23 protein-coding genes and 1 tRNA gene are annotated in these 25039 nt (G+C 72.3%); 3 read left to right on the forward strand and 21 right to left on the reverse strand.

The window, feature by feature from the left end; genetic code table 11:
- Nucleotides 1–72: 72 nt before the first annotated feature.
- The 11 genes from ABD979_RS17460 to ald all read right to left on the reverse strand — a co-directional run bounded on the left by ABD979_RS17460 (nt 73) and on the right by ald (nt 10330).
- Nucleotides 73–146: transfer RNA gene (locus ABD979_RS17460), tRNA-Pro, on the reverse strand.
- A gap of 110 nt (nt 147–256) precedes the next feature.
- Nucleotides 257–1729 (reverse strand): ribosome biogenesis GTPase Der, encoded by a 1473-nt coding sequence (gene der, locus ABD979_RS17465; protein WP_345508820.1) that lies wholly within the window; start codon nt 1727–1729, stop codon nt 257–259.
- A gap of 54 nt (nt 1730–1783) precedes the next feature.
- On the reverse strand, nt 1784–2458 hold the full coding sequence (locus tag ABD979_RS17470; protein WP_345508786.1) for a lysophospholipid acyltransferase family protein: 675 nt from the start codon (nt 2456–2458) through the stop codon (nt 1784–1786).
- On the reverse strand, nt 2455–3162 hold the full coding sequence (gene cmk, locus ABD979_RS17475; RefSeq protein ID WP_345508787.1) for a (d)CMP kinase: 708 nt from the start codon (nt 3160–3162) through the stop codon (nt 2455–2457). The genes ABD979_RS17470 and cmk overlap by 4 nt, the downstream gene beginning before the upstream one ends.
- Nucleotides 3163–3226: 64 nt before the next feature.
- The gene (locus ABD979_RS17480) at nt 3227–4309 is read right to left on the reverse strand and encodes a prephenate dehydrogenase (RefSeq protein ID WP_425584003.1); all 1083 of its coding nucleotides are present in this window, start codon (nt 4307–4309) and stop codon (nt 3227–3229) included.
- 46 nt (nt 4310–4355) lie between these two features.
- Nucleotides 4356–5333, reverse strand: coding sequence for a pseudouridine synthase (locus tag ABD979_RS17485; RefSeq protein WP_345508788.1), 978 nt, complete (start codon nt 5331–5333; stop codon nt 4356–4358).
- On the reverse strand, nt 5330–6058 hold the full coding sequence (gene scpB, locus ABD979_RS17490) for an SMC-Scp complex subunit ScpB (RefSeq protein ID WP_345508789.1): 729 nt from the start codon (nt 6056–6058) through the stop codon (nt 5330–5332). Before scpB ends, ABD979_RS17485 begins: the two co-directional genes overlap by 4 nt.
- Nucleotides 6051–7178 (reverse strand): segregation and condensation protein A, encoded by a 1128-nt coding sequence (locus tag ABD979_RS17495; RefSeq protein WP_345508790.1) that lies wholly within the window; start codon nt 7176–7178, stop codon nt 6051–6053. Before ABD979_RS17495 ends, scpB begins: the two co-directional genes overlap by 8 nt.
- A gap of 14 nt (nt 7179–7192) precedes the next feature.
- A complete protein-coding gene (locus tag ABD979_RS17500) occupies nt 7193–8029 on the reverse strand; it encodes a ParA family protein (protein WP_345508821.1) in 837 nt (278 codons plus the stop codon).
- A 193-nt stretch (nt 8030–8222) separates the two neighbouring features.
- Nucleotides 8223–9218, reverse strand: a complete 996-nt coding sequence (gene xerD / locus ABD979_RS17505) for a site-specific tyrosine recombinase XerD (RefSeq protein ID WP_345508822.1) — start codon at nt 9216–9218, stop codon at nt 8223–8225.
- Nucleotides 9215–10330, reverse strand: a complete 1116-nt coding sequence (gene ald, locus ABD979_RS17510) for an alanine dehydrogenase (protein WP_345508791.1) — start codon at nt 10328–10330, stop codon at nt 9215–9217. The genes xerD and ald overlap by 4 nt, the downstream gene beginning before the upstream one ends.
- A 166-nt stretch (nt 10331–10496) precedes the next feature.
- On the opposite strand from ald, the gene ABD979_RS17515 reads away from it, so the two are divergent.
- Complete coding sequence (locus ABD979_RS17515) at nt 10497–11108, forward strand: hypothetical protein (protein WP_345508792.1); 612 nt, start codon at nt 10497–10499, stop codon at nt 11106–11108.
- A 48-nt stretch (nt 11109–11156) separates the two neighbouring features.
- Here ABD979_RS17515 and hisS read toward each other — a convergent pair whose 3' ends face one another.
- Entirely contained in the window at nt 11157–12482 is a 1326-nt protein-coding gene (gene hisS, locus ABD979_RS17520) for a histidine--tRNA ligase (RefSeq protein WP_345508823.1), read from the reverse strand.
- Nucleotides 12483–12511: 29 nt separating this feature from the next.
- Entirely contained in the window at nt 12512–13213 is a 702-nt protein-coding gene (locus ABD979_RS17525; protein ID WP_345508793.1) for an MBL fold metallo-hydrolase, read from the reverse strand.
- 183 nt (nt 13214–13396) lie between these two features.
- Here ABD979_RS17525 and ABD979_RS17530 point away from each other — a divergent pair, with 183 nt between their 5' ends.
- Both ABD979_RS17530 and ABD979_RS17535 read left to right on the forward strand, forming a co-directional pair.
- Nucleotides 13397–14242: a peptidylprolyl isomerase gene (locus ABD979_RS17530; protein WP_345508794.1), complete on the forward strand. Its 846-nt coding sequence runs from the start codon at nt 13397–13399 to the stop codon at nt 14240–14242.
- A complete protein-coding gene (locus ABD979_RS17535) occupies nt 14239–15912 on the forward strand; it encodes a DUF349 domain-containing protein (RefSeq protein WP_345508795.1) in 1674 nt (557 codons plus the stop codon). Before ABD979_RS17530 ends, ABD979_RS17535 begins: the two co-directional genes overlap by 4 nt.
- 127 nt (nt 15913–16039) lie before the next feature.
- On the opposite strand, the gene ABD979_RS17540 is transcribed toward ABD979_RS17535, so the two are convergent.
- The 8 genes from ABD979_RS17540 to ruvC all read right to left on the reverse strand — a co-directional run bounded on the left by ABD979_RS17540 (nt 16040) and on the right by ruvC (nt 25022).
- Entirely contained in the window at nt 16040–18325 is a 2286-nt protein-coding gene (locus ABD979_RS17540) for a RelA/SpoT family protein (RefSeq protein WP_345508796.1), read from the reverse strand.
- A 28-nt stretch (nt 18326–18353) separates the two neighbouring features.
- Nucleotides 18354–18878, reverse strand: a complete 525-nt coding sequence (locus ABD979_RS17545) for an adenine phosphoribosyltransferase (RefSeq protein WP_345508797.1) — start codon at nt 18876–18878, stop codon at nt 18354–18356.
- Nucleotides 18879–18909: 31 nt separating this feature from the next.
- Entirely contained in the window at nt 18910–20067 is a 1158-nt protein-coding gene (gene secF, locus ABD979_RS17550; protein WP_345508798.1) for a protein translocase subunit SecF, read from the reverse strand.
- A complete protein-coding gene (secD, locus tag ABD979_RS17555; RefSeq protein WP_345508799.1) occupies nt 20064–22025 on the reverse strand; it encodes a protein translocase subunit SecD in 1962 nt (653 codons plus the stop codon). The genes secF and secD overlap by 4 nt, the downstream gene beginning before the upstream one ends.
- A 7-nt stretch (nt 22026–22032) precedes the next feature.
- Nucleotides 22033–22377, reverse strand: coding sequence for a preprotein translocase subunit YajC (yajC, locus tag ABD979_RS17560; protein WP_345508800.1), 345 nt, complete (start codon nt 22375–22377; stop codon nt 22033–22035).
- A gap of 232 nt (nt 22378–22609) precedes the next feature.
- Complete coding sequence (gene ruvB / locus ABD979_RS17565) at nt 22610–23740, reverse strand: Holliday junction branch migration DNA helicase RuvB (RefSeq protein ID WP_345508801.1); 1131 nt, start codon at nt 23738–23740, stop codon at nt 22610–22612.
- A complete protein-coding gene (ruvA, locus tag ABD979_RS17570) occupies nt 23737–24339 on the reverse strand; it encodes a Holliday junction branch migration protein RuvA (RefSeq protein WP_345508802.1) in 603 nt (200 codons plus the stop codon). Before ruvA ends, ruvB begins: the two co-directional genes overlap by 4 nt.
- Nucleotides 24336–25022, reverse strand: a complete 687-nt coding sequence (gene ruvC / locus ABD979_RS17575) for a crossover junction endodeoxyribonuclease RuvC (RefSeq protein ID WP_345508803.1) — start codon at nt 25020–25022, stop codon at nt 24336–24338. Before ruvC ends, ruvA begins: the two co-directional genes overlap by 4 nt.
- Nucleotides 25023–25039 lie beyond the last annotated feature (17 nt).

A 25039-nucleotide genomic window follows, 5' to 3' on the forward strand; every position in this document is an offset into this window, starting at 1 on the left:
CCGCAAAAACGAATGAGCCGGACCTACATTCCGTAGGTCCGGCTCATTCCGATGTCTTGCGACATCACACCGTCGGGCTGACAGGATTTGAACCTGCGACCCCTTGACCCCCAGTCAAGTGCGCTACCAAGCTGCGCCACAGCCCGAGTGCCCCGCGGGGCGAAAGGAACATTAGCGCACCGGATGCCGCTGGTCCCAATCGGCCCCCGCGAGGGCCCCGCGAGGGCCCCACGAGAGCCCTGCGAGGGTCTTCGCGTCAGCGGCGGCGCTTCTCGCGCACGCGCACCGAGACCTCGATGGGCGTGCCCTCGAAGCCGAACTGCTCGCGCAGGCGACGCTCGATGAAGCGCCGGTAGCCGGCCTCGATGAAGCCCGACGCGAAGATGACGAAGCGCGGCGGACGGGTCGACGCCTGGGTGGCGAAGAGGATGCGCGGCTGCTTGCCACCGCGCAGCGGGTGCGGGTGCGCCGCGACGATCTCGCCGAGGAAGGCGTTGAGGCGGGCCGTGGGCACGCGGCTGTCCCACGACTCGAGCGCGGTCTCGATCGCCGGCACGAGGCGGTCCATGTGGCGTCCCGTGCGGGCCGAGATGTTGGCCCGGGGCGCCCACGGCACCTGCACGAGCTCCTTGTCGATCTCGCGCTCGAGGTAGTGACGACGCTCCTCGTCGAGGGTGTCCCACTTGTTGTAGGCGATGACGAGGGCGCGGCCCGCGTCGATGACCTGCTGCACGACGCGCACGTCCTGCTCGGCGATCGGCTGCTCGGCGTCGATGAGCACGACGGCCACCTCGGCCTTCTCGAGGGCCGTCTGGGTGCGCAGCGACGCGTAGAAGTCCGCTCCGCGGGCCTGGTGCACCCGACGCCGGATGCCGGCCGTGTCGACGAAGCGCCACGTCTTGCCACCCAGCTCGATGAGCTCGTCGACGGGGTCGCGCGTGGTGCCGGCGACGTTGTCGACGACGACGCGCTCGCTTCCGGCGAGCTTGTTGAGCAGGCTCGACTTGCCGACGTTCGGGCGGCCGATGAGCGCGACCCGGCGCGGACCGCCCTGGGCGTAGGCGCCGTGCGCACTGACGTCCGGGAGCACCTCGAGCACCGCGTCGAGCGCATCGCCGCTGCCCCGGCCGTGCACGGCCGAGACGGGGTAGGGCTGGCCGAGCCCGAGGCTCCACAGGGTGGCCGCGTCGGCCTCACCGCGCTGGTCGTCGACCTTGTTGGCGACGAGCACGACCGGCTTGCCCGAGCGGCGGAGCAGCTTGACGACCGACTCGTCGTCGTCGGTGGCACCGACCGTGGCGTCGACGACGAACATCACGACGTCGGCGAGGTCGATGGCGATCTCGGCCTGTTCGGCCACGCGCAGGTGGATGCCCGTGGCGTCGGCCTCCCAGCCGCCGGTGTCGACGATGGTGAAGCGGTGCCCGCCCCACTCGGCCTCGTAGGACACGCGGTCGCGGGTCACGCCGGGCACGTCCTCGACGACGGCCTCACGGCGGCGCAGGATGCGGTTGACCAGGCTCGACTTGCCGACGTTGGGGCGCCCGACGACGGCGAGGACCGGCAGCGGTCCCTGCTCGGTGGCGCCGGCGGCATACGGCCCCTCGGCGTCGAGCAGCGCCTGGTCCTCGGGGCTCAGCTCGAAGTCGTCGAGACCGGCCCGGAGCGCGCGCTCGACCGACACCTCGTCAGGGGCGTCGACGGCGACGGTGGGGTCGGCGGTCGAGATCGGAGCGCCCTCGTCGGTGGGGCGGGCGGTCTCGTCAGTCACGGTGTCCTCGAATCAGTGAACGTCTGTTGAAGGACCATTCTCCCACCGCGCGGAGCGTACGTGCGACGCGAGGGCGTCGCGCAGCTGGTCGCTGGCGAGCCGGAGCCGGTCGCGGCCCGGCACACCGCTCGGAACGGTCAGCGTGAACGGCTCCCCGAAGACCACGTCGAGGGTGCTGCGCGGACGCGGCCAGGCGTCCGCTGAGCCGCCCGGGGGCCGCGTTCCGCTCACCGCGACCGGCACGATGGTCGCACCGGTGCGCAGGCCGATCCAGGCCGCGCCCTGGTTGACCTGCTCGACCTCGCCGGTGCCGCGGTTGCCCTCGGGGAAGATGCCGACCGCTCCCCCGCGCTCGAGCACGGCCGTCGCCGTGGCGAGGGCTGCCCGGTCGCCCACGGTGCGGTCGATGGGGATCTGGCCGACGGCGCGGATGAGCCAGCCGAAGAAGCCCCTGAAGGCCTCCTGCTTGACGAGGAAGTTGACGGGTCGGGGTGCCATCGAGAAGACGAACGGACCGTCGAGGAAGGCGGCGTGGTTGGCGACCAGGATGACCGGACCCGTGAGGGGCACGCGCTCGACGTGCTGCGCCCGGCCGCGGTAGAGCGAGTGGAAGATGGCGATGCCGATCCAGCGGCCGACGACGGCGCGCCGCGGGTGCGGCGCGGCGGTCTCGCCGGTGGCCGTCATGCCCGTGCCGCCTCGACGACCTGGAGCACCGCCTCGACCGAACCCTCGAAGTCGAGGTGCGAGGTGTCGATGGTCGTCACCCCGTCGGCCGCCACGGTGAACTGCGTCACGGCCGAGTCGGCCTTGTCGCGGTCGACGATCTGCGAGCGGGTGGCCGCGACCGAGTCGGCGTCGGCGGCGCCGTGCAGCTCCTTGGAGCGCCGGGCGAGGCGGGCTTCCTCGGAGGCGGTGAGCAGCACGCGCACCGGCGCGTCCGGCGCGACGACGGTCGTGATGTCGCGACCCTCGGCCACGACCCCGCCGCGGGCCGCGCCCGCCTCGGAGATGAGTCGACGCTGCAGCACGCGGAGGATCTCGCGCACCGGGATGACGCCCGCGACGGCCGAGACGTTCGTCGAGATGCGCGTCTCACGGATGTCGGCCGCGACGTCGGTGCCGTCGACCTCCACGGTCGGCGCCTCGGGGTCGGTGCCGATGGTCAGCGGGAAGCGTTGTGCCGCAGCGAGAACCGCGTCGGCGTCCGTGGGGTCGACGCCCTCGTGCAGGCACCACCACGTGAGGGCGCGGTACATCGCGCCGGTGTCGAGGTAGCCGTAGCCGAGCGTGCTGGCCACGCGCCGGCTCACGCTCGACTTGCCGGATCCCGAGGGGCCGTCCACGGCGATGACGAATCCGGACAGGTGCTCCTCGGCGGTCTCAGGCATGGCGACGAGGATAGTGCCTCCCCCGCCGGCCCCCTGCGGTCGTCCGCCGCGGCGCCGGTCTCGCTCAGTCGTGGACCCGCCAGCCGAGCCGCGCGAGCTCGGTGAGCAGCGGCTCCACCGACGCCGGCACGACGGAGATCTCCGCGACGCCCACCGCCTGGCCCAGGCCGTGCTCGAGGTGCAGGTCCTCGAGGTTGATGCCGGCGTTGCCCATGTCGGTGAGCAGCCTTGCCAGAGAGCCCGGTTCGTCGGGAACGACGACCGACACGACGCCGTATGCCGCCGGCGCGGACCCGTGCTTGCCCGGGATGCGCGCGTGGCCGAGGTTGCCCGCCTCGAGCACGCGGCTCAGCGTGCCGAGCGACCCGTGTCCGTCGGCCTCCACGAGCTCGTCGAGCGCCCCGATGACCGCGTCGACGTCGGCCCGCACGTGGCGCATCACGTCGCGGACGGCCGGGGCGTTGCCGGCGAGGATCTGCGTCCAGAGCCGGGGGTCGCTCGCCGCGATCCGCGTGACGTCGCGGATGCCCGGGCCGGCCAGCCCGACCGCCGTGTCGGGCAGGTCGCGCAGGCAGGCCGCGACGATGCTCGAGGCGAGCTGCGGCACGTGCGAGACCGCGGCCACCGCCTCGTCGTGCTCGTGGGCCGGCATGACGCTCACGGCGGAGCCGACCGCCACCGCGAGGGAGCGCACGAGCCGCACCGCGGCCTCGGTCGAGCCCTCGTGAGGCACGACGACCCACGCGCGGCCGTCGAAGAGGTCACCGCGGGCGGCAGCGGCGCCGGAGCGCTCGCGCCCCGCCATCGGGTGCGACCCGACGTAGCGGCTCGCGTCGGCGCCCGAGTCGAGCACGACGCGCAGGATCGACTCCTTGACGGAGGCCGTGTCGGTCACGACGGCGTCGGGCCAGCGGTTCAGCTCCGTGACGACCACACGGGCCGCGACGTCGGGCGGGGCCGCGACCGCGACGACGTCGGGCGGGGGCATCGCGTCGTCGGCGATCTCACCGGCCCGGAGGTCGCGCGCCAGCCGCACGGCCGTCGGGGACGGGTCGACCAGTGAAACACGGAATCCCTTGTTCGACAGGGCGATTCCGAGGCTGGTGCCGATGAGGCCGGCGCCGACGATGCGGACGTGCGTGGTCACCTCGTCAGCGTAGCGAGCGGACGAGGCGACCGGCGCAGCGTCCGGATCACAGACCGGCGGCCTTGTACAGGGCGCCGATCTCCGCCTTGTTGAGCCGCCGCGTGCGACCCGACTTGAGGTCGGCGAGGCGGATCGGCCCCACCTCGGTGCGCACGAGCTCGACCACCGGGTGCCCGACGGCGTCGAGCATGCGGCGCACGACGTGCTTGCGTCCCTCGTGGAGCACGACCTCGACCATGGCCTTGCCGGGCTGGTGGTCGACGATGCGGAACGAGTCGACGCTGACCGGGCCGTCCTCCAGCTCGACGCCCTCGCGCAGGCGCTTGCCGACGTCGCGCTGGACCGGCCCGCGGATCGTCGCGACGTACGTCTTGAGCACGCCGTATGCCGGGTGCTGCAGCCGGTGCGCGAGGTCGCCGTCGTTCGTCAGCAGGAGCAGGCCCTCGGTGTCGGCGTCGAGCCGGCCGACGTGGAAGAGGCGCTGCTCGCGGTTGCCGACGTAGTCCTCGAGCGAGACGCGGCCGAGCTCGTCGTGCATCGTCGTCACGACGCCCTTGGGCTTGTTGAAGGCGAGGTAGACCCGGTCCTCGTCGAGGTTGACGCGCACCCCGTCGACGTGGACGGTCTGGGTCTGCGGGTTGATCCGCACGCCCAGCTCGGTGACGACCTGCCCGTCGACCTCGACCCGGCCCTGCTCGATGAGGTTCTCGCAGACGCGGCGCGAACCCACGCCGCCCGCCGCCATGAGCTTCTGCAGGCGCACGCCGTCGGGGTCGTGGACGTCGATCTCGGGGCGGGCCTGGCGCTCGGGCAGCCGCGTGGGCTGGCTCGCCTTGGTGGACCCGGCGAAGCGCGGACCGGCGCCCTTGGTGCCGCGGGCCGGCTTGGCGTGCTTGCCACCGGCCACCGGACGACCGGCGCCCTTGCCGCCGGGGCCGCCGCGACGGGCACCTCCCGGGGCGCCGCCCGAGCCTCCCGTCGACTTCTTGCGGGGCTGGCGGGGAGACCTGGAGTACTCGCTCATGCGTGTCCTTCCTCGATGAGCTCGTCGATGACGTCGACGTCCGGTAGATAGGGCGCGAGGGCCGGCAGGTCGTCAAGACTCGACAGGCCCATGCGCTGGAGGAAGAAGGGCGTCGTGCGGTAGAGCACCGCGCCGCTCTCCCCCACGTCCTCGACCTCCTCGATGAGGCCGCGCGAGGTGAGCGTGCGCACGACCCCGTCGACGTTGACGCCGCGGACGGCGCTGACGCGGGCGCGCGAGACCGGTTGGCGGTAGGCGATGACGGCCAGCGTCTCGAGGGAGGCCTGGGTCAGCTTCGCCTGCTGCCCGTCGAGCACGAACTTCTCGACGACGGGCGCGTAGTCGGAGCGGCTGTAGACGCGCCACCCGCCCGCGACGCTGCGCAGGGTGAACCCGCGCTGGGCGGCGGCGTACTCCTCCTCGAGCGCCTCCAGGTGGCCGCGCACGTCCTTGACCGGCAGCTCCAGCGCCGACGCGAGGGCGAGCTCGGTCACCGGCTCGTCGACGACCATGAGCACGGCCTCGAGCGCCGAGCGGGCCCCACCGGGGAAGGCGTTGATGTCGAACGCGATCTGCTCGTCGGCGCCCTCGACGCCCTCGGCACTCTCGTCGCCCTCGGCGTGCGCGTCGAGCTCGGCCGCCCCGGTGGGCTCGGCACGCTCGTCGATCTCGGTGGGAGGGGTGGCGTCGGTGGTCGCCTCGGGCGGCGCCGCCTGGTCACTCATCGTCTGCTCCTGTCGCTGCGGGGACGTCGCCGCCGCGCGGGGGCCCGTCGGCGTCCGTCGGGGTCTGCGTGTCGTCCGTGGGGGTCGCGGCGTCGTCCGGCGCCTCCGCGCCCACCTCCGCGTCCGACGTCCCGTCCGCGTCCTCGTCGAACTCGTCGTCGATGGCGACGTCGCCGTCCTCGGTGCCGGTCCAGCGCACGTCCAGCTCACCGAGCGCCTCGGCCTGCTCGAAGGCGATGGCCGCCTCCTTGAACAGCTCGAGGAGGGCGAGGAAGCGGGCGACGATGACGAGGGTGCTGTCGGCATCCGCGACGAGAGCGCGGAAAGAGACCTGGCCGCGGTGGCGCAGCCGGTCGACGATGATGGCGGCCTGCTCGCGCACGCTGACCTGCGGCGCGTGCAGGTGCTCGAGGCCGACCGTCGGTGCGACCTTGGGGGTCATCGCCCGGGCGGCGATGCGGGCGAACTGCTCGGGCGTCACGGCGATGACGAGCTCGGGCAGCAGCCGCTCGAACTCGGGCTCGAGGCCGGCCTGGCGCGCGGTGATGCGCCCCGCCGTGGCCATCCGGTCGCGGAACGTGCCGGCGATCTGCTTGTACGCGCGGTACTGCAGCAGCCGCGCGAAGAGCAGGTCGCGCGCCTCGATGAGCGCGAGGTCCTCGTCGTCCTGCGGTCCGGACTGCGGCAGCAGGCGCGCGGACTTGAGGTCGAGCAGCGTGGCGGCGACGAGGAGGAACTCCGAGGCCTGCCCGAGGTCCCAGTCGCTGTCGGCCGCCTGCGCGGCCTTGATGTGCGCCACGAACTCGTCGGTGACCTTGGCGAGCGCCACCTCGGTGATGTCGAGCTTGTGCTTGCTGATGAGGCCGAGCAGCAGGTCGAAGGGGCCGGAGAAGACGTCGAGGTGCACCTCGAACGTGGTGCCGCCGCGGCGCGTGATGACGCCGCCCGGTGTCAGCTCACGAGCCGGGGCGGGGAGCTGCGCGTCGGCGACGAGCGTGTCGCCGTCGTCGAGGCCAGCGGGCTCGGTGGGGTCACCGACAGCGGTCGTCCCACCTTCCGCCTCCCGCTCGGCCACCTCGCGCTCGACCAGCTCGCGGTCGACCGTGCCCTGCCCGTTCATCGGGTCACGGCCGGTCAGGCCGCGCCGCCGCGGGCGATGAGCTCGCGCGCGAGCTGGCGGTAGGCGTTGGCGCCCGAGTGGTCGGAGGAGTACGACGTGATCGGCTCGGCCGCGAGCGTGGCGTCGGGGAACTTCACCGTGCGGCTGATGACCGTGTGGAACACCTGGTCACCGAAGTGGTCGACGACCGAGCGCACGACCTCGCGGCTGTGCAGGGTGCGGCCGTCGTACATCGTGGCGAGGATGCCGTCGACCTGCAGGCGCGGGTTGAGCCGGTCGGTGATCTTGTCGATGGTGTCGATGAGTAGGGCCACGCCGCGCATCGCGAAGAACTCGCACTCGAGCGGGATGACGACCCCGTGCGCGGCCGTGAGCGCGTTGACCGTGAGCAGCCCGAGCGAGGGCTGGCAGTCGATGAGGATGACGTCGTAGTCGTCGGCCACCGGTCGCAGCACGCGCGCGAGGATCTGCTCACGGGCCACCTCGCCGACGAGCTGCACCTCCGCCGCCGACAGGTCGATGTTGGCCGGCACGACGTCGAGGTTGGCCGTGCGCGTGGGCGTGATCACGTCGCGGATGTCGTGCCCGCGCTCGACGAGCAGGTTGTAGATCGTGACGTCGAGCTCCTGCGCGTTGACGCCGAGCCCGACCGACAGGGCGCCCTGCGGGTCGAAGTCGATGACGAGGACGCGACGCCCGAGCTCGGCGAGCGCCGCACCGAGGTTGATCGTCGTCGTCGTCTTGCCGACGCCGCCCTTCTGGTTGCACATGGCGATGATGCGCGCCGGCCCGTGGCTCGTCAGCGGCGCGGGGTCCGGGAAGTCGGGCACCGGTCGGCCGGTGGGGCCCATGACGGCGCCGTTCGACTCGATGCCGGGCAGGTGGGCCACCGGGGAGGCACCGGCCTGCGCCGGAGGGGCGAGGTCCTCGGACGGCACGGACTGCATGGTCTCGTGTGACTCCTCGTTCACCGGGTGTTCCAACTCCGCTCGGCCTTGCCCTGAGATGCTGCGGTCAGCCTCTCGCTGATCACGTGTGACCCTATCAGCGGGCTCGGGGGTGGGCGCCCGCGTACACCTCGCGGAGCCGCTGGACCGAGACCATGGTGTAGATCTGCGTCGTCGTCACCGACGCGTGCCCGAGCAGCTCCTGCACCACGCGGACGTCGGCGCCGCCGTCGAGCAGGTGCGTCGCGAACGAGTGCCGCAGCGTGTGGGGCGACACGTGCTGGCCGAGGTCGGCCCGCTCGGCCGCCTGCTGGATGACCGCCCACGCCGACTGGCGCGAGAGCCGGGCGCCGCGCCGCCCGAGGAAGAGCGCCGGTCCCCCGCGCCCGCTCGCCGCCAACGTGGGTCGTCCCCGCACGAGGTATGCCGTCACGGCCTCCACCGCGTAGCGCCCCACCGGCACCACGCGCTCCTTCCCGCCCTTGCCGAGCAGGCGCACCGAGGCCGCACCCCCACGACCGGGGTCCCCCGGGCTGCCGGAACCGCCGCGTGCGGCGTCACCGAGGTCGAGGTCGTCGACGTCGAGGCCGACGGCCTCGCTGATCCGTGCGCCCGTGCCGTAGAGCACCTCGAGCAGCGCGCGGTCGCGGAGCGACTCCGGGGTGTCGCCGAGCGAGGCGGCCGCGAGCAGGCGCTCGACGTCCTCGACGGGGATCGCCTTGGGCAGCCGTGCCGGCGGCTTGGGCGGCGCCACGGCCGCCGCGGGGTCGGAGCCCACCTGGCCCTCGAGGGCGAGGAACCGGTGGAAGCCGCGCACCGCGACGAGCGTGCGGGCCGCGGACGACGCCGCGAGGCCGCGCTCGCGCAGCGAGGCGAGGAAGTCGGTGACGTGGGCCTCGGTGACGGCTCCGGCGTCGTCGACGCCCCGCCCGGCGAGGAACGCGCTGTAGGCGCGCAGGTCGCGCGCGTAGGAGCTCAGCGTGTTGTCCGAGGCGCCCTTCTCGACGCGCACGTGGTCGAGCCACCCGCGGACGTCGCGCTCGAGGCGTGAGGCGCGGCCCGCGGGTGGCTCGGTGGGGGCGTGCTCCGTCAGGACAGCGCCGTCTCGAGGCTGACGGACTCCATGCCGTGCGCCTCGGCGACGCCGGCGTACGTGACGTGACCGGCGTGCGTGTTGAGGCCGAGCGCGAGGGCGTGGTCACCGCGCAGCGCCTCGTGCCACCCCTGGTTGGCGAGCTTGACGGCATACGGCAGCGTGGAGTTCGTCAGCGCGTAGGTCGACGTGTTCGGCACGGCGCCGGGCATGTTGGCGACGCAGTAGAAGACCGAGTTGTGCACGGTGTAGGTGGGGTCCGCGTGCGTCGTCGCGTGGCTGTCCTCGAAGCAGCCACCCTGGTCGATGGCGATGTCGACGAGCACCGAGCCCGGCTTCATCTGCGAGACGAGCTCGTTCGAGACGAGCTTCGGGGCGGCGGCGCCGGGGATGAGCACCGCGCCGATGACCATGTCGGCCTGCATCACCTGCTCCTGCACGGTGAGCTTGGAGGACGCGAGGCCGTGCACGCGGTTGTCGTAGCGCCAGAACGACATCCGCAGCTTGTCGAGGTCGGTGTCGAGCAGCGTGACGTCGGCGCCCATGCCGAGCGCGATGTTCGCGGCGTTCTGGCCCGAGACGCCCGCACCGAGGATGACGACCTTGGCGTTGGCGACGCCGCCGACGCCGCCCATGAGCACGCCGCGGCCACCCTGCGCGCGCATGAGCGCGTGGGCGCCCACCTGCGGGGCGAGGCAGCCGGCGACCTCCGACATCGGGTAGAGCAGCGGCAGGCCGCCGGAGGGCAGCTGGACCGTCTCGTAGGCGATGCCGGTGACCTTGCGCTTGACGAGCTCCTCGGTGAGCGGCTTGTCGGCGGCGAGGTGCAGGTAGGTGAAGAGGGTGAGCCCCTCGCGCATGCGGTGGTACTCCTCGGCCACGGGCTCCTTGACCTTGAGCACCATGTCCGCGTCGCCCCACACGTTGTCGGCCGAGTCGAGGATGCGGGCGCCGGCGGCGACGTAGTCCGCGTCGCTGATCTGCGAGCCGACCCCGGCGTCCTTCTCGATGAGCACGTCGTGACCGTGATCGGTGAGCTCGTGCACGCCCGAGGGGGTGATGGCCACCCGGTACTCGTGGTTCTTGACCTCGCGAGGGATGCCGACCTTCATGCGCTGACACTTCCTTGTCCGAGTTGCCCTGTCCGGGTTGCCCCGACAGGGGGTGACGACCGGTCGGCTCTGACCGGCGAGCCCACTCTAGCGACGCCGGGGCGCGCCCTCGCGCGGCACCGGTCCCCGTGACCTAGGTTGGGCTCGCAGGACGACGGGAGGCGCCATGAAGCTCTACGCGGACACCACGGGGCGACGCACCCGGCAGCTGCTCTCCGACGTGCTCGTGCTGCTGTGGGTGGCCACGTGGGCGTACGCCGGTCGCCGGGTCCACGACACCGTCGAGCAGCTGCGCGGACCCGCCGACTCGATCACCTCGGCCGGCCGGTCGGTGAACGGCTCGCTGTCCGGGGCGGGCGAGCAGGCGGCCCAGCTGCCCCTCGTCGGTGACCAGCTCAGGTCATGGCTCGACAGCGCGGCCGGCTCCGGCACGACGCTGGCGCAGGCGGGCACCTCGATGTCGGGCACGGTCGACCAGCTGGCGCTCGCGCTCGGCTGGACCGTCGCGCTCGTGCCCTCGCTGCTCGTGCTCGGTGTCTGGCTCTTCGTGCGAGGCCGGTTCGTGCGCAACGCCCTGACGTCGCAGCGCTACCTCGACGCGAGCGAGGACCTCGACCTCTTCGCCCTGCGCGCCATGACGACCCAGCCGGTGCGGGCGCTCGCAGCGGTCTCCGACGACCCGGCGGGCGCGTGGCGCCGCCGGGACCGCGACGTCATCCGCCGCCTCGCCCTGCTCGAGCTGCGCGACGAGGGCCTGCGGCCGCCACCCGGGGTGTGAGGTCCGCGTGGCGACCGCTCGCCGCCGGCCGGCGTGTGCGGTGGGCGCTCAGCTGCCGGCGTCGGTGCGGGTGACCACGGGCGCCAGGTCCTCGGCCGGCGGCGTCCAGGCGTCGGCGGAGGCCGGCACCTGCTCGCCGCTGCGGATGTCCTTGACCTCGTCGCCCGCCTCCCCCGCCCCGGGGAACCAGACGTAGGGGATGCCGCGGCGCTCGGCATACCGGATCTGCTTGCCGAAGCGGGCGGCCGCGGGCGCGACCTCGCAGGCGATGCCCCGACGGCGCAGCGCGGTGGCCACCGAGACGGCCTGCTCGCGCGAGTCGTCGTCGGTGAGGGCGACGAGCACGGCCGCCGGCGTCGAGCGCGAGGCGGTGACGAGCCCACGGCCGACGAGCAGCCCGAGGATGCGCGTGACGCCGATCGAGATGCCGACGCCGGGGTAGGTCGTCCTGCCGTCGCTCGCCAGCGCGTCGTAGCGGCCGCCGGAGCAGAACGAGCCCCACGACTCGTGGCCGACGAACTGCGTCTCGTAGACCGTGCCGGTGTAGTAGTCGAGGCCGCGGGCGATGCGCAGGTCGGCCACGAGCCGGCCGGGCGCGTGCGCCATGCCGGTGCGGATGACGTTCGCCAGCGACTCGAGGCCCTCGTCGAGGAGGGGGTGCTCGACGCCGAGGGCGCGCACCTGCTCGACGAAGCCGAGGTCGGTCGAGCGGATGGCGGCGAGCGCGAGGCACTGGTCGGCCTGCTCGGGGGTCGTGCCGGACTCGACGAGCAGCGCCTTGACCTTGTCGGGCCCGATCTTGTCGAGCTTGTCGACGATGCGCAGGGTGCCGATGACGTCGGTGATGCCGATGCCCTGGTAGAAGCCGTTCGGGATCTTCCGGTCGTTGACCTGGATGACGAACTCGCCGACGGGGAAGCGGCTGAAGACGTCGGCGATGACGAGCGGCATCTCGGCCTCGAAGTGCGGCGAGAGCTGCCCGACGTCGACGACGTCGATGTCGGCCTGGGTGAACTCGCGGTAGCGGCCCTCCTGCGGGCGCTCACCGCGCCATGCCTTCTGGATCTGGTAGCGCCGGAACGGGAAGGCGAGCTTGCCGGCGTTCTCGAGCACGTAGCGGGCGAACGGCACCGTCATGTCGAAGTGCAGGCCCCACCGGGCCTCCTCGTCGCTGCCGCCGGCGAGGCGCGAGACCGCGTAGATCTCCTTGTCGGCGTCCTCGCCCTGGCTGCTCAGGCGCTCGATCGGCTCGATCGAGCGCGTCTCGACCGAGCTGAAACCGTGCAGCTCGAAGGTCTCGCGGATGACGTCGAGGAAGCGCTGCTCGACGATGCGCTCGGAGGGCAGGTACTCGGGGAAGCCGCTGATCGGCATGACCTTGGCGGCCTTGGGCTGCGGGGAGTTCACGCGGGCAAGTCTTTCAGGTAGGGGTTCGTGGCACGCTCGTGGGCCATCGTGGTGGCGTGGTAGTGCCCGGGGAGCACGAGCGTCGTGTCGGGCAGCGGGAGCACGACGTCGCGCAGGCTGCGCTGCATGGCGGCCGCGTCACCGCCCGGAAGGTCGGTGCGGCCGATCGAGCCGGCGAAGAGCACGTCGCCGCTGACCATGGTGCGGTCGACGTCGACCTGCTCACGGATGCCGTCGGGCACGCCGTCGATGCCGAACATCACCGAGCCCTCGGTGTGACCGGGCGCGTGCAGCACGTCGACGTCGAGCCCGGCGAGCTTCAGTCGGGTGCCGTCGCCGATCTCCACGACGTTGGTCGGCTCGGTCCACGTCGCCGCACGGCCGAACTGCTGCTCGAGCATCGCGACGAGGCCGGGGTTGCTCTGGCCGAGGAGGTCGTGCAGCCGGTAGCGGTCGTCGCGGTGGATGTAGGCGGCGGTGTCCGCGCCGCACACGGGGGTCACCGAGTAGACGTGGTCGACGTGCCCGTGCGTGAGCAGCACCGCGGCGGGCCGGAGCCGGTGCTCGGTGAGCACCTCGCGCAGCGTCTCCTCGACCCCGATGCCCGGGTCGACGACGAGGCACTCCTCGCCCGCCTGCGTCGCGAGGACGTAGCAGTTGGTGTCGAAGGCCTGGGCCGGGAAGGCGATGGTCAGCACGTCTGGAGCCTAGCGACGGCCCCGCAAGGGGGCCCACCGCATCCGGCCCGGGAGGACGAGCCGGAGGGCGAACGGGAGATGTCACGCAGTCGTGACCCCTCCCGCTGCGCCGACGCGCGAGTCGTTCCCTAAAATGACCGGACGCCCGGCGACATGCCCTGTGGCCCGTACGAGGAGAGGTTCGTGACCAAAGAGCAGGAACGCGCACGTGCGCGCCGCCGCCATGAGGAACAGCAGAAGACCGCCAAGCCCCCCGTGGGTGACGCGACGCGCGACAAGCAGGTCTTCGGTGTGATCCTCGCGGTCATCCTCGTCATCGCCGCCGTCATCGCGGTGCCCAAGATCGTCGGCAGCTCGGACACCCCGTCCGCGGCGTCGACCGCGCCGGCGACCCAGCCGACCGACGGCGCCACGACCTCGTCGGGTGGCCTCGCCGCCGGGCAGAAGCTGGCGGCAGGCTGCACGGCCCCCCCGGCGCTCCAGGCCAAGCCCAAGCAGCAGACCACGGTCCCGTCCAAGGCGACGGCAGCCGGCAAGACGTTCGTCGCCACGGTCAAGACCACCTGCGGTGACCTCGTGCTCGAGCTCGACGGCGCCAAGGCCCCGCAGACGGTGGCGTCGTTCCTCAACCTCGCCAAGACCGGCTACTGGGCGCCGAGCCCGTGCCACCGCCTCACGACCGAGGGCATCTACGTGCTGCAGTGCGGCGACCCCACCGGCACCGGCCAGGGCGACCCGGGCTACGGCTTCGGCATCGAGAACGCACCCAAGGACGGCAGGTACCCCCGTGGCGTGCTCGCCATGGCCCGCACCCAGGACCCGAACAGCAACGGCGGCCAGTTCTTCATCACGTACAAGGAAACCCAGTTGCCCACCGACGGTGGCGGCTACACGATCTTCGGGAAGGTGACCAAGGGCCTCGACATCGTCGACAAGATCGCCGCGGGCGGTCTCGTCGCGGCGGGCGAGCCCACGCCGGTCAACCCGATCAGCATCCTCAGTGTCACTGTGACGGAGAAGAAGGCATGAGCGACATGAACCAGCCCGAGCCTGACGAGATCACCGCGGTCGCCGAGGCGACGGAGACGTCTGAGACGTCTGAGCCCGTGACGCCGGCGGAGGCCGAGACGGCCGACGCCGTCGCATCGGTGGCCAGCACGGAGGGCGCCGACAGCGCCGAGGCCACGACCCACTCGCCGGAACCCGTTGCCGCAGAGGCGGCCTCGACCGAGGACGCGCCCGAGGCAGAGGCGCCCGCACTGCCCACGCCGGCCCCTGCACCGGCCCCTGAGCCGGCCCCTGCCCCGTCGGCCCCGTCGGCCCCGTCGGCCCCGACGCCGGCGAGCGTGCCGAAGCCCTCGGCCATCCCGACGCCGGCGGCCCTCGCCAAGGCGGTGCCGCACCCCGCGGTGCCGACCGCGCCGGCGCTCATCACGACGGACCACTCGGCGTCGGCGGCATACGGACGCGTCGACGACAACGGCACCGTCTTCGTGCGCACCAAGGAGGGCGAGCAAGAGGTCGGCTCCTACCCGGGCGCGAGCAACGAGCAGGCGCTGACGTACTTCGCGCGCAAGTACGACGAACTCTTCGCCTCCGCCGTCCTGCTCGAGCAGCGCCTCGCGCAGCCGGAGGTGCCGAGCAAGGACGTCGCCGAGGGGCTCAAGACGCTCACCGCGCAGGTCACCGACGCGACCGTCGTCGGCGACCTCGACGCGCTCGCGGCCAAGCTCGACGAGATCCAGTCGGGCATCGCGAGCAAGCGCAAGGTCGAGCAGCAGCACCGGGCCGAGGCCCGTGCGGCGGCGACCGCCGAGCGCGAGCGGATCGTCGCCGAGGCCGAGGCCATCGCCGGCCAGCCCGAGAGCCGCATCCAGTGGAAGACGAGCGGCGCGCGCATGCGTGAGCTGCTCGACGAGTGGAAAGCCCACCAGCGCGCCTCCGTCCGCCTCGAGCGCGACACCGAGTCGAGCCTGTGGACCCGCTTCAGCTCGGCGCGCAACGGCTTCGACAAGGCCCGCCGCAGCCACTTCGCCGGTCTCGACGCCGCGCACGCGGACGCCAAGTCGGCCAAGGAGCGCCTCGTGGCAGAGGCCGAGGCCCTCGCCTCGAGCACCGACTGGGCGGCCACGGCCGGGGCCTTCAAGCGGCTCATGGACGAGTGGCGCCGGGCCGGCCGGGCGAGCCGCTCGGACGACGACAAGCTGTGGGCCCGGTTCAAGGCGGCGCAGGACAGCTTCTTCGCGGCCAAGGACGAGGTCGTCGCGGCCGAGGAGGAGCAGTACCGCGGCAACCTCGAGGTCAAGGAGGCCCTGCTCGTCGAGGCCGAGGCGATCCTGCCGGTCACCGACCTCGAGAAGGCCAAGAGCCAGCTGCGTACCATCCAGGACAAGTGGGACGCCGCCGGCAAGGTGCCGCGCGCCGACATGGACCGGGTCGAGAAGGCCATGCGCCGGGTCGAGCAGACGGTGCGCGACGCCGAGGACCGCAAGTGGAAGTCGAGCAACCCCGAGGTGGCCGCGCGCGCCAAGGCCATGGTCGACCAGCTCGAGCGGGCGGTCGCCGACCTCGAGGACGACCTCGCCAAGGCGGAGGCCTCCGGCAACGCGGGCAAGGTCAAGAAGGCGCGTGAGGCCCTCGAGGCCCGCCAGGTCTGGCTCGACCAGGCCCGCGCCGGCGTCGCCGAGTTCGGCGGCTGACACCCACCCCACCCGTCGAGAGGCCACAATTTGCGGCTTCGCACCCAACGAGAGGCCAGTTCCTGCTGCAGGAACTGGCCTCTCGTTGGGTGCGATCCCGCGAGAAGTGGCCACTCGACGGGTGGGGTCAGGCGGTCGACTTGCCGCCGTTGACGCGGTAGACGTCGAAGACGCCGTCGATCTTGCGCACGGCCTTGATGACGTGGTCGAGGTGGGCGGGGTCGCCCATCTCGAAGGTGAACCGCGAGATCGCCACCCGGGCGCGTGACGTCTGCACCGAGGCCGACAGGATGTTGACGTGCTGGTCGGAGAGCACCCGCGTCACGTCGCTGAGCAGCCGGTTGCGGTCGAGCGCCTCGACCTGGAGCTGGACGAGGAAGACGCTCGCCGAGCTCGGGGCCCACTCGACGTCGATGAGCCGCTCCGGGTTGGCCGTCAGCTGGTCGGCGTTCGTGCAGTCGACGCGGTGCACCGACACACCGCTCCCCCGGGTGACGAACCCGATGATCGGGTCGCCCGGCACCGGGGTGCAGCACTTCGCGAGCTTGACCCACACGTCGGCCGTGCCGACGACGACGACACCCGGGTCGCCGGCCCGCCGCCGGCTCGCCGCCCGCGTCGGCACCGTCGCCTCGGCGAGGTCCTCGGTGGCCCCCTCGACGCCGCCCATCGAAACGACGACCTTGCCGACGACGTGCTGGGCCGAGACGTGCCCCTCGCCGACGGCGGCGTAGAGCGCCTCGATGTCCTGGTAGCGCAGGTCGGTCGCGATGGCCGTCATCGAGTCGTGGCTCATCAGCCGCTGGAGCGGGAGGTTCTGCTTGCGCAGGGCCTTGGCGATGGCGTCCTTGCCCGCGTCGATGGCCTCCTCGCGCCGCTCCTTGGAGAACCACTGCTTGATCTTGTTGCGCGCGCGCGGGCTCTTGACGAACTGGAGCCAGTCTCGCGAGGGCCCGGCGCCGTCGGCCTTGCTCGTCAGCACCTCGACGACGTCGCCGTTCTCGAGCGTCGACTCGAGCGGCACGAGCCGGCCGTTGACGCGCGCGCCGATGCAGTGGTGGCCCACCTCGGTGTGCACGGCGTAGGCGAAGTCGACGGGGGTGCCACCGACGGGCAGGGCCACCACGGATCCCTTGGGGGTGAAGACGTAGACCTCGCTGCTGCCCATCTCGAAGCGCAGCGAGTCGAGGAACTCGCCCGGGTCCTCGGTCTCGCGCTGCCAGTCGAGCAGCTGGCGCAGCCACGCCATGTCGTTCTGCGGCGTGATCTCGCCGGGCCGCGCGGGCCCGCCGCCGGCCGCCTGGTCCTTGTACTTCCAGTGCGCGGCGACGCCGTACTCGGCGCGACGGTGCATCGTGTGCGTGCGGATCTGGATCTCGACGGGCTTGCCCTGCGGACCGATGACCGTCGTGTGGAGCGACTGGTACATGTTGAACTTCGGCATCGCGATGTAGTCCTTGAACCGGCCGGGCACCGGGTTCCACCGCGAGTGCAGCGCGCCGAGCGCCGCGTAGCAGTCACGCACCGTGTCGACGAGCACGCGCACCGCGACGAGGTCGTAGATCTCCTCGAAGTCGCGGCCGCGCACGATCATCTTCTGGTACACGCTGTAGTAGTGCTTGGGCCGGCCGGTGACCACGGCCTTGATCTTGGCCGCCGTGAGGTCCTCGTTGACCTGGCTGCGCACGCTCGCGAGGTACTCCTCGCGGGCCGGGGCGCGCTCCGCGACGAGCCGCACGATCTCGTCGTAGACCTTGGGGTAGAGCGTCGCGAACGAGAGGTCCTCGAGCTCCCACTTGATGGTGTTCATGCCGAGCCGGTGCGCGAGCGGCGCGTAGATCTCGAGCGTCTCGTTGGCCTTGCGCTTGGCCGACTCGGCGCTGACGTAGCGCCACGTGCGCGCGTTGTGCAGCCGGTCGGCGAGCTTGATGACGAGCACCCGGATGTCGCGGGCCATCGCGATGACCATCTTGCGGACCGTCTCGGCCTGGGCGGCCTCGCCGTAGGTCACCTTGTCGAGCTTCGTCACGCCGTCGACGAGCATCGCGATCTCGTCGCCGAAGTCGCGCCGCAGCTCGTCGAGGCCGTATGCCGTGTCCTCGACGGTGTCGTGCAGTAGCGCCGCCGCGAGGGTGGGCGGCGTCATGCCCAGCTCGGCGAGGATCGTCGTCACGGCGAGCGGGTGCGTGATGTACGCGTCGCCGCTCTTGCGCATCTGGCCGTCGTGCGCGCGCTCGGCGACGGCATACGCCCGCTCGATGACGGAGAGGTCGGCCTTGGGGTGGTTCTGCCGGACCGCCGTCATGAGCGGCTCGAGGACGGGGTTGCCCGTCGGGCGCGTGGCGCCGAAGCGGGCGAAGCGCGCGCGCACCCGCGACGGGGTGGACAGCTCGCTGCGGACGTCCTCGCTCATGGAGAGAGTCTAGGCGCTCGCGCGGAGGTCACACCGTGAGGATGGCGTTGACGGGCCGGTCGCCGAGCCGGCTGCGCCCGTCGAGGAACCCGAGCTCGAGGACGACCTCGATGGCGGCGACCTGCGCACCGGCGCGCTCCACGAGGAGCGCCGTCGCCTCGGCGGTGCCGCCGGTGGCGAGCACGTCGTCGATGACGAGGACGCGCTGGCCCGGCTCGAACGCGTCGGTGTGCACCTCGATCTCTGCCGTGCCGTACTCGAGGGCGTAGGACTCCTTGAGCGTCTCCCCCGGCAGCTTGCCGGCCTTGCGCACGGGCACCATGCCGAGGCCGAGCTCGTAGGCCACGGCCGCACCGAGGATGAAGCCGCGGGCCTCGATGCCGACGACGACGTCGACCGACCCGGCGTAGCGCTGCGCGATGTCGCGCACCAACTCGCGCAGGGCGGGTCCGTCGGCGATGAGCGGTGTGAAGTCCTTGAAGAGGACGCCCGGCTTCGGGAAGTCGGGGATGTCGCGCAGCCTGCTCGCGACGAGGTCACTGATCTGGCTCACGCCGTGTCTCCTGAGGTGGTGCCCGCCGCGGTCAGCGGCGCGACTTGGGGGCGCGCTTGGGCTGGTTGCGCGGGCCGGCGGCCTGGGCGTACTTGTGCACCGGGCGCGGTGCCCCCTCGGGCAGCGTCGCGTCTGAGGCGACCGCTGCAGCACCCGTGCGGTCGGCACCGACGGCTACCGGCTCCTCGGCATGAGCCGCTGGAGCTGCACCTGCCTTGGCGGCCTGGCGGGCGACGTGCTTGTCGAGCTCGAGCACGGCCGGCTCGTTGCGACGCAGGTCGACGAGCAGCGGGGTGGCGATGAAGATCGAGGAGTACGCACCGACCGCGATGCCGATGAAGAGGGCGAGCGACAGGTCGAGCAGGGTGCCGGGGCCGAGCAGCGTGAAGCCGACGAACAGCACGGCGGCGATCGGCAGCAGCGCCACGACCGTCGTGTTGATCGAGCGGACGAGCGTCTGGTTGACGGCGAGGTTGGCGGCCGCCGAGTAGGTCATCCGACGTGTCTGGAACGCCTCCGCCGTGTTCTCGCGCACCTTGTCGAAGACGACGACGGTGTCGTAGAGCGAGTAGCCGAGGATCGTCAGGAAGCCGATCATCGAGCTCGGCGTGATCTCGAACCCGAAGAGCGCGTAGATGCCGACGGTGATGACGAGGTCGTGCAGCAGCGCGACGAGGCCCGACACGGCCATCTTCCAGGTGCGGAAGTAGAGGGCCATGACGATCGTCACGAGGACGAGGAAGACGATGAGGCCCTGGATGGCCTGCTTGCTCACCGAGGCGCCCCAGCTCGGGCCGATGAGCGAGGCGCTGACGGAGGTCTTGGCGACCCCGAACTCCTGGGCGAGCGCGGCGCTGGCCTCGTCGGTCAGGCCGGCGGCGGCCTCCGTCTGAACGCGCACGGTGTTCTGCCCGACGATCGTCGAGACGACGTTGCCCTCGATGCCGGCGTCGGAGACGGCGGTCTGCGCCTTCTGCTCGTAGTTCTCGCTGTTCGTGACGCCCTGGACGCGGAACTCCGAGCCACCGCTGAACTCGATGCCGAAGTTCAGGCCGCGGGCGAAGATGCCGAGCAGGGCGAGCGCGATGAGGACGGCCGAGACGGCATACCAGGTCTTCTGGCGCTTGATGAAGTCGATCGAGCGCTTGCCGGTGTAGAGGTCGTTGCCGACCTGGGCGAAGTTGATCATGCCTGGGCCTTCCCCTCGGCGACGCGGGCCGAGCCCACGGTGGCGGGCGGGCGCTGCGCGCCGGGAGCCCCGAACTGGCCGCGCCCGCGGTAGCGGACCGACTCCTTGGCGCCGAGGCGCTGCGGGTCGAGGCCCGACCACTTGTGCCCGTTGCCGAAGAACTCGGTGCGGGCGAGCAGCTGCACCATCGGGTGGGTGAAGAGGACGACGACGAGCAGGTCGATGAGCGTCGTCAGGCCGAGCGTGAACGCGAACCCGCGGACGTTGCTCGAGGCGAGGAAGTAGAGCACGCCGGCCGCGATGAAGTTCACGGCGTCGGCCGCGATGATCGTGCGACGGGCGCGCTTCCAGCCGGTCTCGACGGCGGCCACGAGCGGACGGCCGTCACGCACCTCGTCACGGATGCGCTCGAAGTAGACGATGAAGCTGTCGGCCGTGACGCCGATGGCGACGATGAGGCCGGTGACGCCCGCCATGGTGAGGCGGAAGCCGTGGGTCGTGCCGAGCACCGTCACCGCGAGGTAGGTGATGGCCGACGCGACGACGAGCGAGAGCACCGTGACCATGCCGAGGGCGCGGTACTGGATGAGGGAGTAGACGACGACGAGCAGCAGGCCGATGAGGCCGGCGAGCAGGCCGATGCGGAGCTGCTCCTCGCCGAGCTGCGGCGTGATGTTGTCCTGCGTCTGAAGCGCGAAGGAGATCGGCAGCGCGCCGAACTTCAGCTGCTCGGCGAGCTGCTTGGCCGAGTCGATGGTGAACGAGCCGGTGATCGAGGCGCGACCGTCGGTGATGACGGCCTGCGACCGCGGCGCGCTGATGACCGACTTGTCGAGCACGATGGCGAACTGGTCGAACGGCGGCTGCGACTGCTGGGCGTAGAGGCGCTTCGTGACGGCGGCGAACTTCGTCTTGCCGGCGTCCTTGAACGACAGCGCGACCTCGACGATGGAGGTGGGCTGGCCGTTCGGGCCGACCTGGAAGCCGCTCGAGGCGTCGGCGATCTCGCTGCCGTCGATCTCGCTCGGGCCGAGGACGTACTTGGTGACGCGGTCCTCGCCGCAGGTGGCGAGCGGCAGGGCCGGGTCGTCCTTGATCCTGTCGACGGCGCCGGGCGTGGCGCAGTTGAGCGCGGCGTACTGCCGGGCGACCGTCGCGGCGGCCGCGTCGGCCTTCTCCTTGGTCCAGCCGAGGCCGACGAGCCCGGTGCTGGCCTGCGCCTTGACGGCGGCCTCGGTCTCGGCAGCGGTGGGGGCGGGCGCGGTCTGCGCGGGGGTGGGCGTCGTCGCGGACGGCGCCGGGGTGGCCGAGGTCGAGCCCGTGGGCGTCGCGGCGGGGGTCGGCGCCGTGGTGGCGGCGGCGAAGGCCTGCGGGACGACGCCGTTCGCGGCGGTCGAGGAGCCGGACGGCGTCGCGGTGGCGCTCGGGGTGCCGGTGGCCGGGGCGGTCGCGCTGCCCGTGGACGTGGCGGTCGAGGTGCCGGACGGTGTCCCGGTCGAGGTGCCGGACGGCGTCGGGGTGCCGCCGGGGTTGACGGTCGAGCCGGCCTGGGCGGCGTTCGGGTCGACGGCCTCGACGAAGACGGCGCGGAAGCGCAGCTGCGAGGGCTTGCTCAGCGCGTCGAGCTGCTCGGCCGTGGGCGCCCCGGGGATCGAGACGACGATGTTCTGGCCACCCTGCGTCGAGATCTCCGACTCGGAGACGCCGTTGGCGTCGATGCGCTGGCGGATGATGTCGACGGCGCGGTTGACCTGGCCCTCGTTGACGGTCTGGCCGTCGTTCAGCTGCGGCTTGAGCACGAGCTCGGTGCCGCCCTCGAGGTCGAGGCCGAGGCGCGGGACGGCCTGACCGTCACCCCACTTGGTCAGGCCGCCGACGAGGGCGCCCAGGCCGAGGATGACGACGATGAGGGCGAGGAGGCTGCGTCTCGCCGACTGCTTGGTGGAACTCTTGGCCACGGAACCCTCACTGACCGTTCTGCGGGGAGCCCGGCGTCGTGCCCGGGGCGTCGTCGGCGACGGGAGCGGCAGGGGCACCCGGAGTCGTGGGGTCGGCCTGCTTCATGGCGATGGCGCGGCGGTCGACGCGGATCGTCGTGCCCTCCGCGATCTCGAGCCACGCGCTGGCGTCGTCGAGGTGCTTGACCGTGCCGTAGATGCCCGAGGACGTGACGATCGCGTCGCCGACGTTGAGCGAGGAGCTGAAGTCGCGCATCTGCTTCATCCGCTTGTTCTGGGTGTAGAACAGCCAGCCCAGCAGGAGCAGGGGAAGGGCGAAAATCAGCAACGAGAAGGTCCCGTTGGTGCTCATGTCAGCTCAGTCCTTCGTGTCTTCGTCCGGTTGTCGGGGCGCGCGCCACGACCCGGCGATCGGGGTCGGATGTCGCGTCAACGACCGGGGGCACCGGATGGTGCCGCGGCACCGGCGATGGTGCCCGCAGGAGTCTACGGGCGCCGGTGCAGTTTGTCAGACCACACGGGCCCGCGGACCGTCACGCGCCGGTCACGTTTCGACCGGTTTCGCCGGCACGTGCGCCAGCCGCTCAGGCGTCGAAGCGCGCGCCGCCGGCCTCGTCGATCGGCAGGGTCGCCGACCACATCGACTGCGCCTCGATCGGCGGGGTCAGGCCAAGGTGCTCCCAGGCGAGCGAGGAGGCCGCGCGGCCCCGCGGCGTGCGGACCATGAAGCCCTCACGCACGAGGTAGGGCTCGGCGACCGTCTCGACGGTGTCGGGCTCCTCCCCCACGGCGACGGCCAGGGTGGAGAGGCCGACAGGCCCCCCGTTGAAGCGTCGGCACAGGGCCTCGAGCACGGCCCGGTCGAGGCGGTCGAGGCCGCGCTCGTCGACGTCGAAGAGCTCGAGCGCCTGGCGGGCCGCGCCGTGGGTGACGCGGTTCTCGCCGTGCACCTGCGCCCAGTCGCGCACGCGGCGCAGCAGCCGGTTGGCGATGCGCGGGGTGCCGCGAGAGCGCAGCGCGATCTCGGCGATGCCGTCGGCGTCGGCGTCGAGGCCGAGCAGCCGGGCGGAGCGGTGCAGGATCGTCTCGAGGTCGGCGGCCGCGTAGTAGTCGAGGTGCCCGGTGAAGCCGAACCGGTCGCGCAGCGGGGCCGGCAGCAGTCCGGCCCGGGTCGTCGCGCCGACGACCGTGAAGGGCGGCAGCTCGAGCGGGATCGCGGTCGCGCCCGGGCCCTTGCCGATGATGACGTCGACGCGGAAGTCCTCCATCGCGAGGTAGAGCATCTCCTCCGCCGAGCGCGACATCCGGTGGATCTCGTCGAGGAAGAGCACCTCCCCCTCGGCGAGCGACGACAGCACCGAGGCGAGGTCACCGGCGTGCTGGATGGCCGGCCCCGAGGTGATGCGGATCGGCTGCTCGAGCTCGCTCGCGACGATCATCGCGAGGGTCGTCTTGCCGAGGCCGGGAGGACCCGAGAGGAGCACATGGTCGGGAGGCGTGCCGCGGTGCCGGGCCGCCTTGAGCACGAGCCCGAGCTGGTCGCGTACGCGCGTCTGCCCGGGGAAGTCCTCGAGGCGCTTGGGGCGCAGGGCCGCCTCCACCACCCGCTCGTCGCCGTCGCTGCCGACGTCGACGATGCGGGCGGTGGCGTCGAACGAGCCGTCGGCCCAGGTCTCGGGGGCCTGCTCGAGCTCCCAGCCGCCGTCGACGCTCATCGGCCCAGCTCCTGCAGGGCGGCGCGGAGCAGCGCCGACACGCCGGCGCCCTCGGCCGCGCGGGGAGCGACCTTGTCGAGCGCGTCGTCGGCCTGGCGCACGCTCCAGCCGAGGCCGACGAGGGCCTCGCGCACCTGCTCGCGCCAGGCCTCGCCGGTGTCGAGCGGGGCCGGCTCGGCGTGACCGGTCGAGCCCGGCAGCGCGCCGAGCTTGTCCTTGAGCTCGAGCACGAGCCGCTCGGCGCCCTTCTTGCCGATGCCGGGCACCTTCGTCAGGGCGACGAGGTCGCCCGTGCCGAGGGCCACGCGCACGGCATCCGGCGAGTGCACGGCGAGCACGGCGAGCGCGAGGCGCGGCCCGACGCCCGAGACCGTCTGCACCGTCTCGAAGACGTGCTTCTCGTCCTCGGTGGCGAAGCCGTAGAGAGTCAGGGAGTCCTCGCGCACGACGAGGCTCGTGGCGAGCTCGGCCGGCTGGCCGAGCCGCACCGAGGTGGCCGTGGCCGGGGTCGTGTGCACGAGCATGCCGACCCCGCCCACGCCGACGACGACGGAGTCGAGGCCGACCTTGAGGACGGTGCCGGAGAGCGAGGCGATCATCGGGGCTGGGCTCCAGGGGTCTGGCGGGTGGGGCTGGTGGGAGGCAGCCGGGTGGGCGTGCCGGGAGACTGTCGGGTGACGGCGTCGGAGGCGGCACGCAGGCGGCGCTGGGCGGGCGCGGCCCCCGGCGGCACCCGACGAGGGATGCCGGTCCCCCGGCTGCCGCTGCGCGCGAGCACCTCGAGCCGGGCGTCCTCGAGACGGCTCTGGGTGCCACCGCGCCACACGTGGCAGATGGCGAGGGCGAGCGCGTCGGCGGCGTCGGCCGGCTTCGGCGGCGTGGCGAGGCCGAGCAGGCGGGTCACCATCGTCGTCACCTGGGCCTTGTCGGCCCGGCCGTTGCCGCTCACGGCCGCCTTGACCTCGGTCGGCGTGTGGAGCGTGACCGGCAGGCCCAGGCGCTCGGCCATGATCATGACGATGCCGGTCACCTGCGCGGTGCCCATGACGGTGGAGACGTTGGTGTCGGCGAAGACCCGCTCGATGGCGACCGCCTCGGGGCGGTGCCGGGCGAACCACTGGCGCATCTCGTCCTCGACGGCGACGAGGCGCTTGGGCGTCGGGTCGCCGGCCGGGGTGCGGATGACGCCCACCTCGACGAGCGAGAGCCGCCGACCGGGCACGCCGTCGACGACGCCGACGCCGCACCGCGTGAGCCCGGGGTCGACCGCGAGGACGCGCACGGCATACCTCCTCGGGG

It is taken from the genome of Terrabacter aeriphilus, assembly GCF_039542985.1.
Classification (GTDB): domain Bacteria; phylum Actinomycetota; class Actinomycetes; order Actinomycetales; family Dermatophilaceae; genus Terrabacter; species Terrabacter aeriphilus.

Coding starts and splice junctions, on each gene's coding strand:
- ABD979_RS17485 (WP_345508788.1), bottom strand. CDS start 5,333: ATGAGCGAGTACTCCAGGTCTCCCCGCCAGCCCCGCAAGAAGTCGACG.
- ruvB (WP_345508801.1), bottom strand. CDS start 23,740: ATGAGCGTCGACGGCGGCTGGGAGCTCGAGCAGGCCCCCGAGACCTGG.
- ABD979_RS17470 (WP_345508786.1), bottom strand. CDS start 2,458: ATGACGGCCACCGGCGAGACCGCCGCGCCGCACCCGCGGCGCGCCGTC.
- cmk (WP_345508787.1), bottom strand. CDS start 3,162: ATGCCTGAGACCGCCGAGGAGCACCTGTCCGGATTCGTCATCGCCGTG.
- ABD979_RS17535 (WP_345508795.1), top strand. CDS start 14,239: ATGAGCGACATGAACCAGCCCGAGCCTGACGAGATCACCGCGGTCGCC.
- ald (WP_345508791.1), bottom strand. CDS start 10,330: ATGAAGGTCGGCATCCCTCGCGAGGTCAAGAACCACGAGTACCGGGTG.
- hisS (WP_345508823.1), bottom strand. CDS start 12,482: ATGCCGATCAGCGGCTTCCCCGAGTACCTGCCCTCCGAGCGCATCGTC.
- yajC (WP_345508800.1), bottom strand. CDS start 22,377: ATGAGCACCAACGGGACCTTCTCGTTGCTGATTTTCGCCCTTCCCCTG.
- ABD979_RS17500 (WP_345508821.1), bottom strand. CDS start 8,029: ATGGGCCCCACCGGCCGACCGGTGCCCGACTTCCCGGACCCCGCGCCG.
- secF (WP_345508798.1), bottom strand. CDS start 20,067: ATGATCAACTTCGCCCAGGTCGGCAACGACCTCTACACCGGCAAGCGC.
- ABD979_RS17515 (WP_345508792.1), top strand. CDS start 10,497: ATGAAGCTCTACGCGGACACCACGGGGCGACGCACCCGGCAGCTGCTC.
- ruvA (WP_345508802.1), bottom strand. CDS start 24,339: ATGATCGCCTCGCTCTCCGGCACCGTCCTCAAGGTCGGCCTCGACTCC.
- scpB (WP_345508789.1), bottom strand. CDS start 6,058: ATGAGTGACCAGGCGGCGCCGCCCGAGGCGACCACCGACGCCACCCCT.
- ABD979_RS17540 (WP_345508796.1), bottom strand. CDS start 18,325: ATGAGCGAGGACGTCCGCAGCGAGCTGTCCACCCCGTCGCGGGTGCGC.
- ABD979_RS17495 (WP_345508790.1), bottom strand. CDS start 7,178: ATGAACGGGCAGGGCACGGTCGACCGCGAGCTGGTCGAGCGCGAGGTG.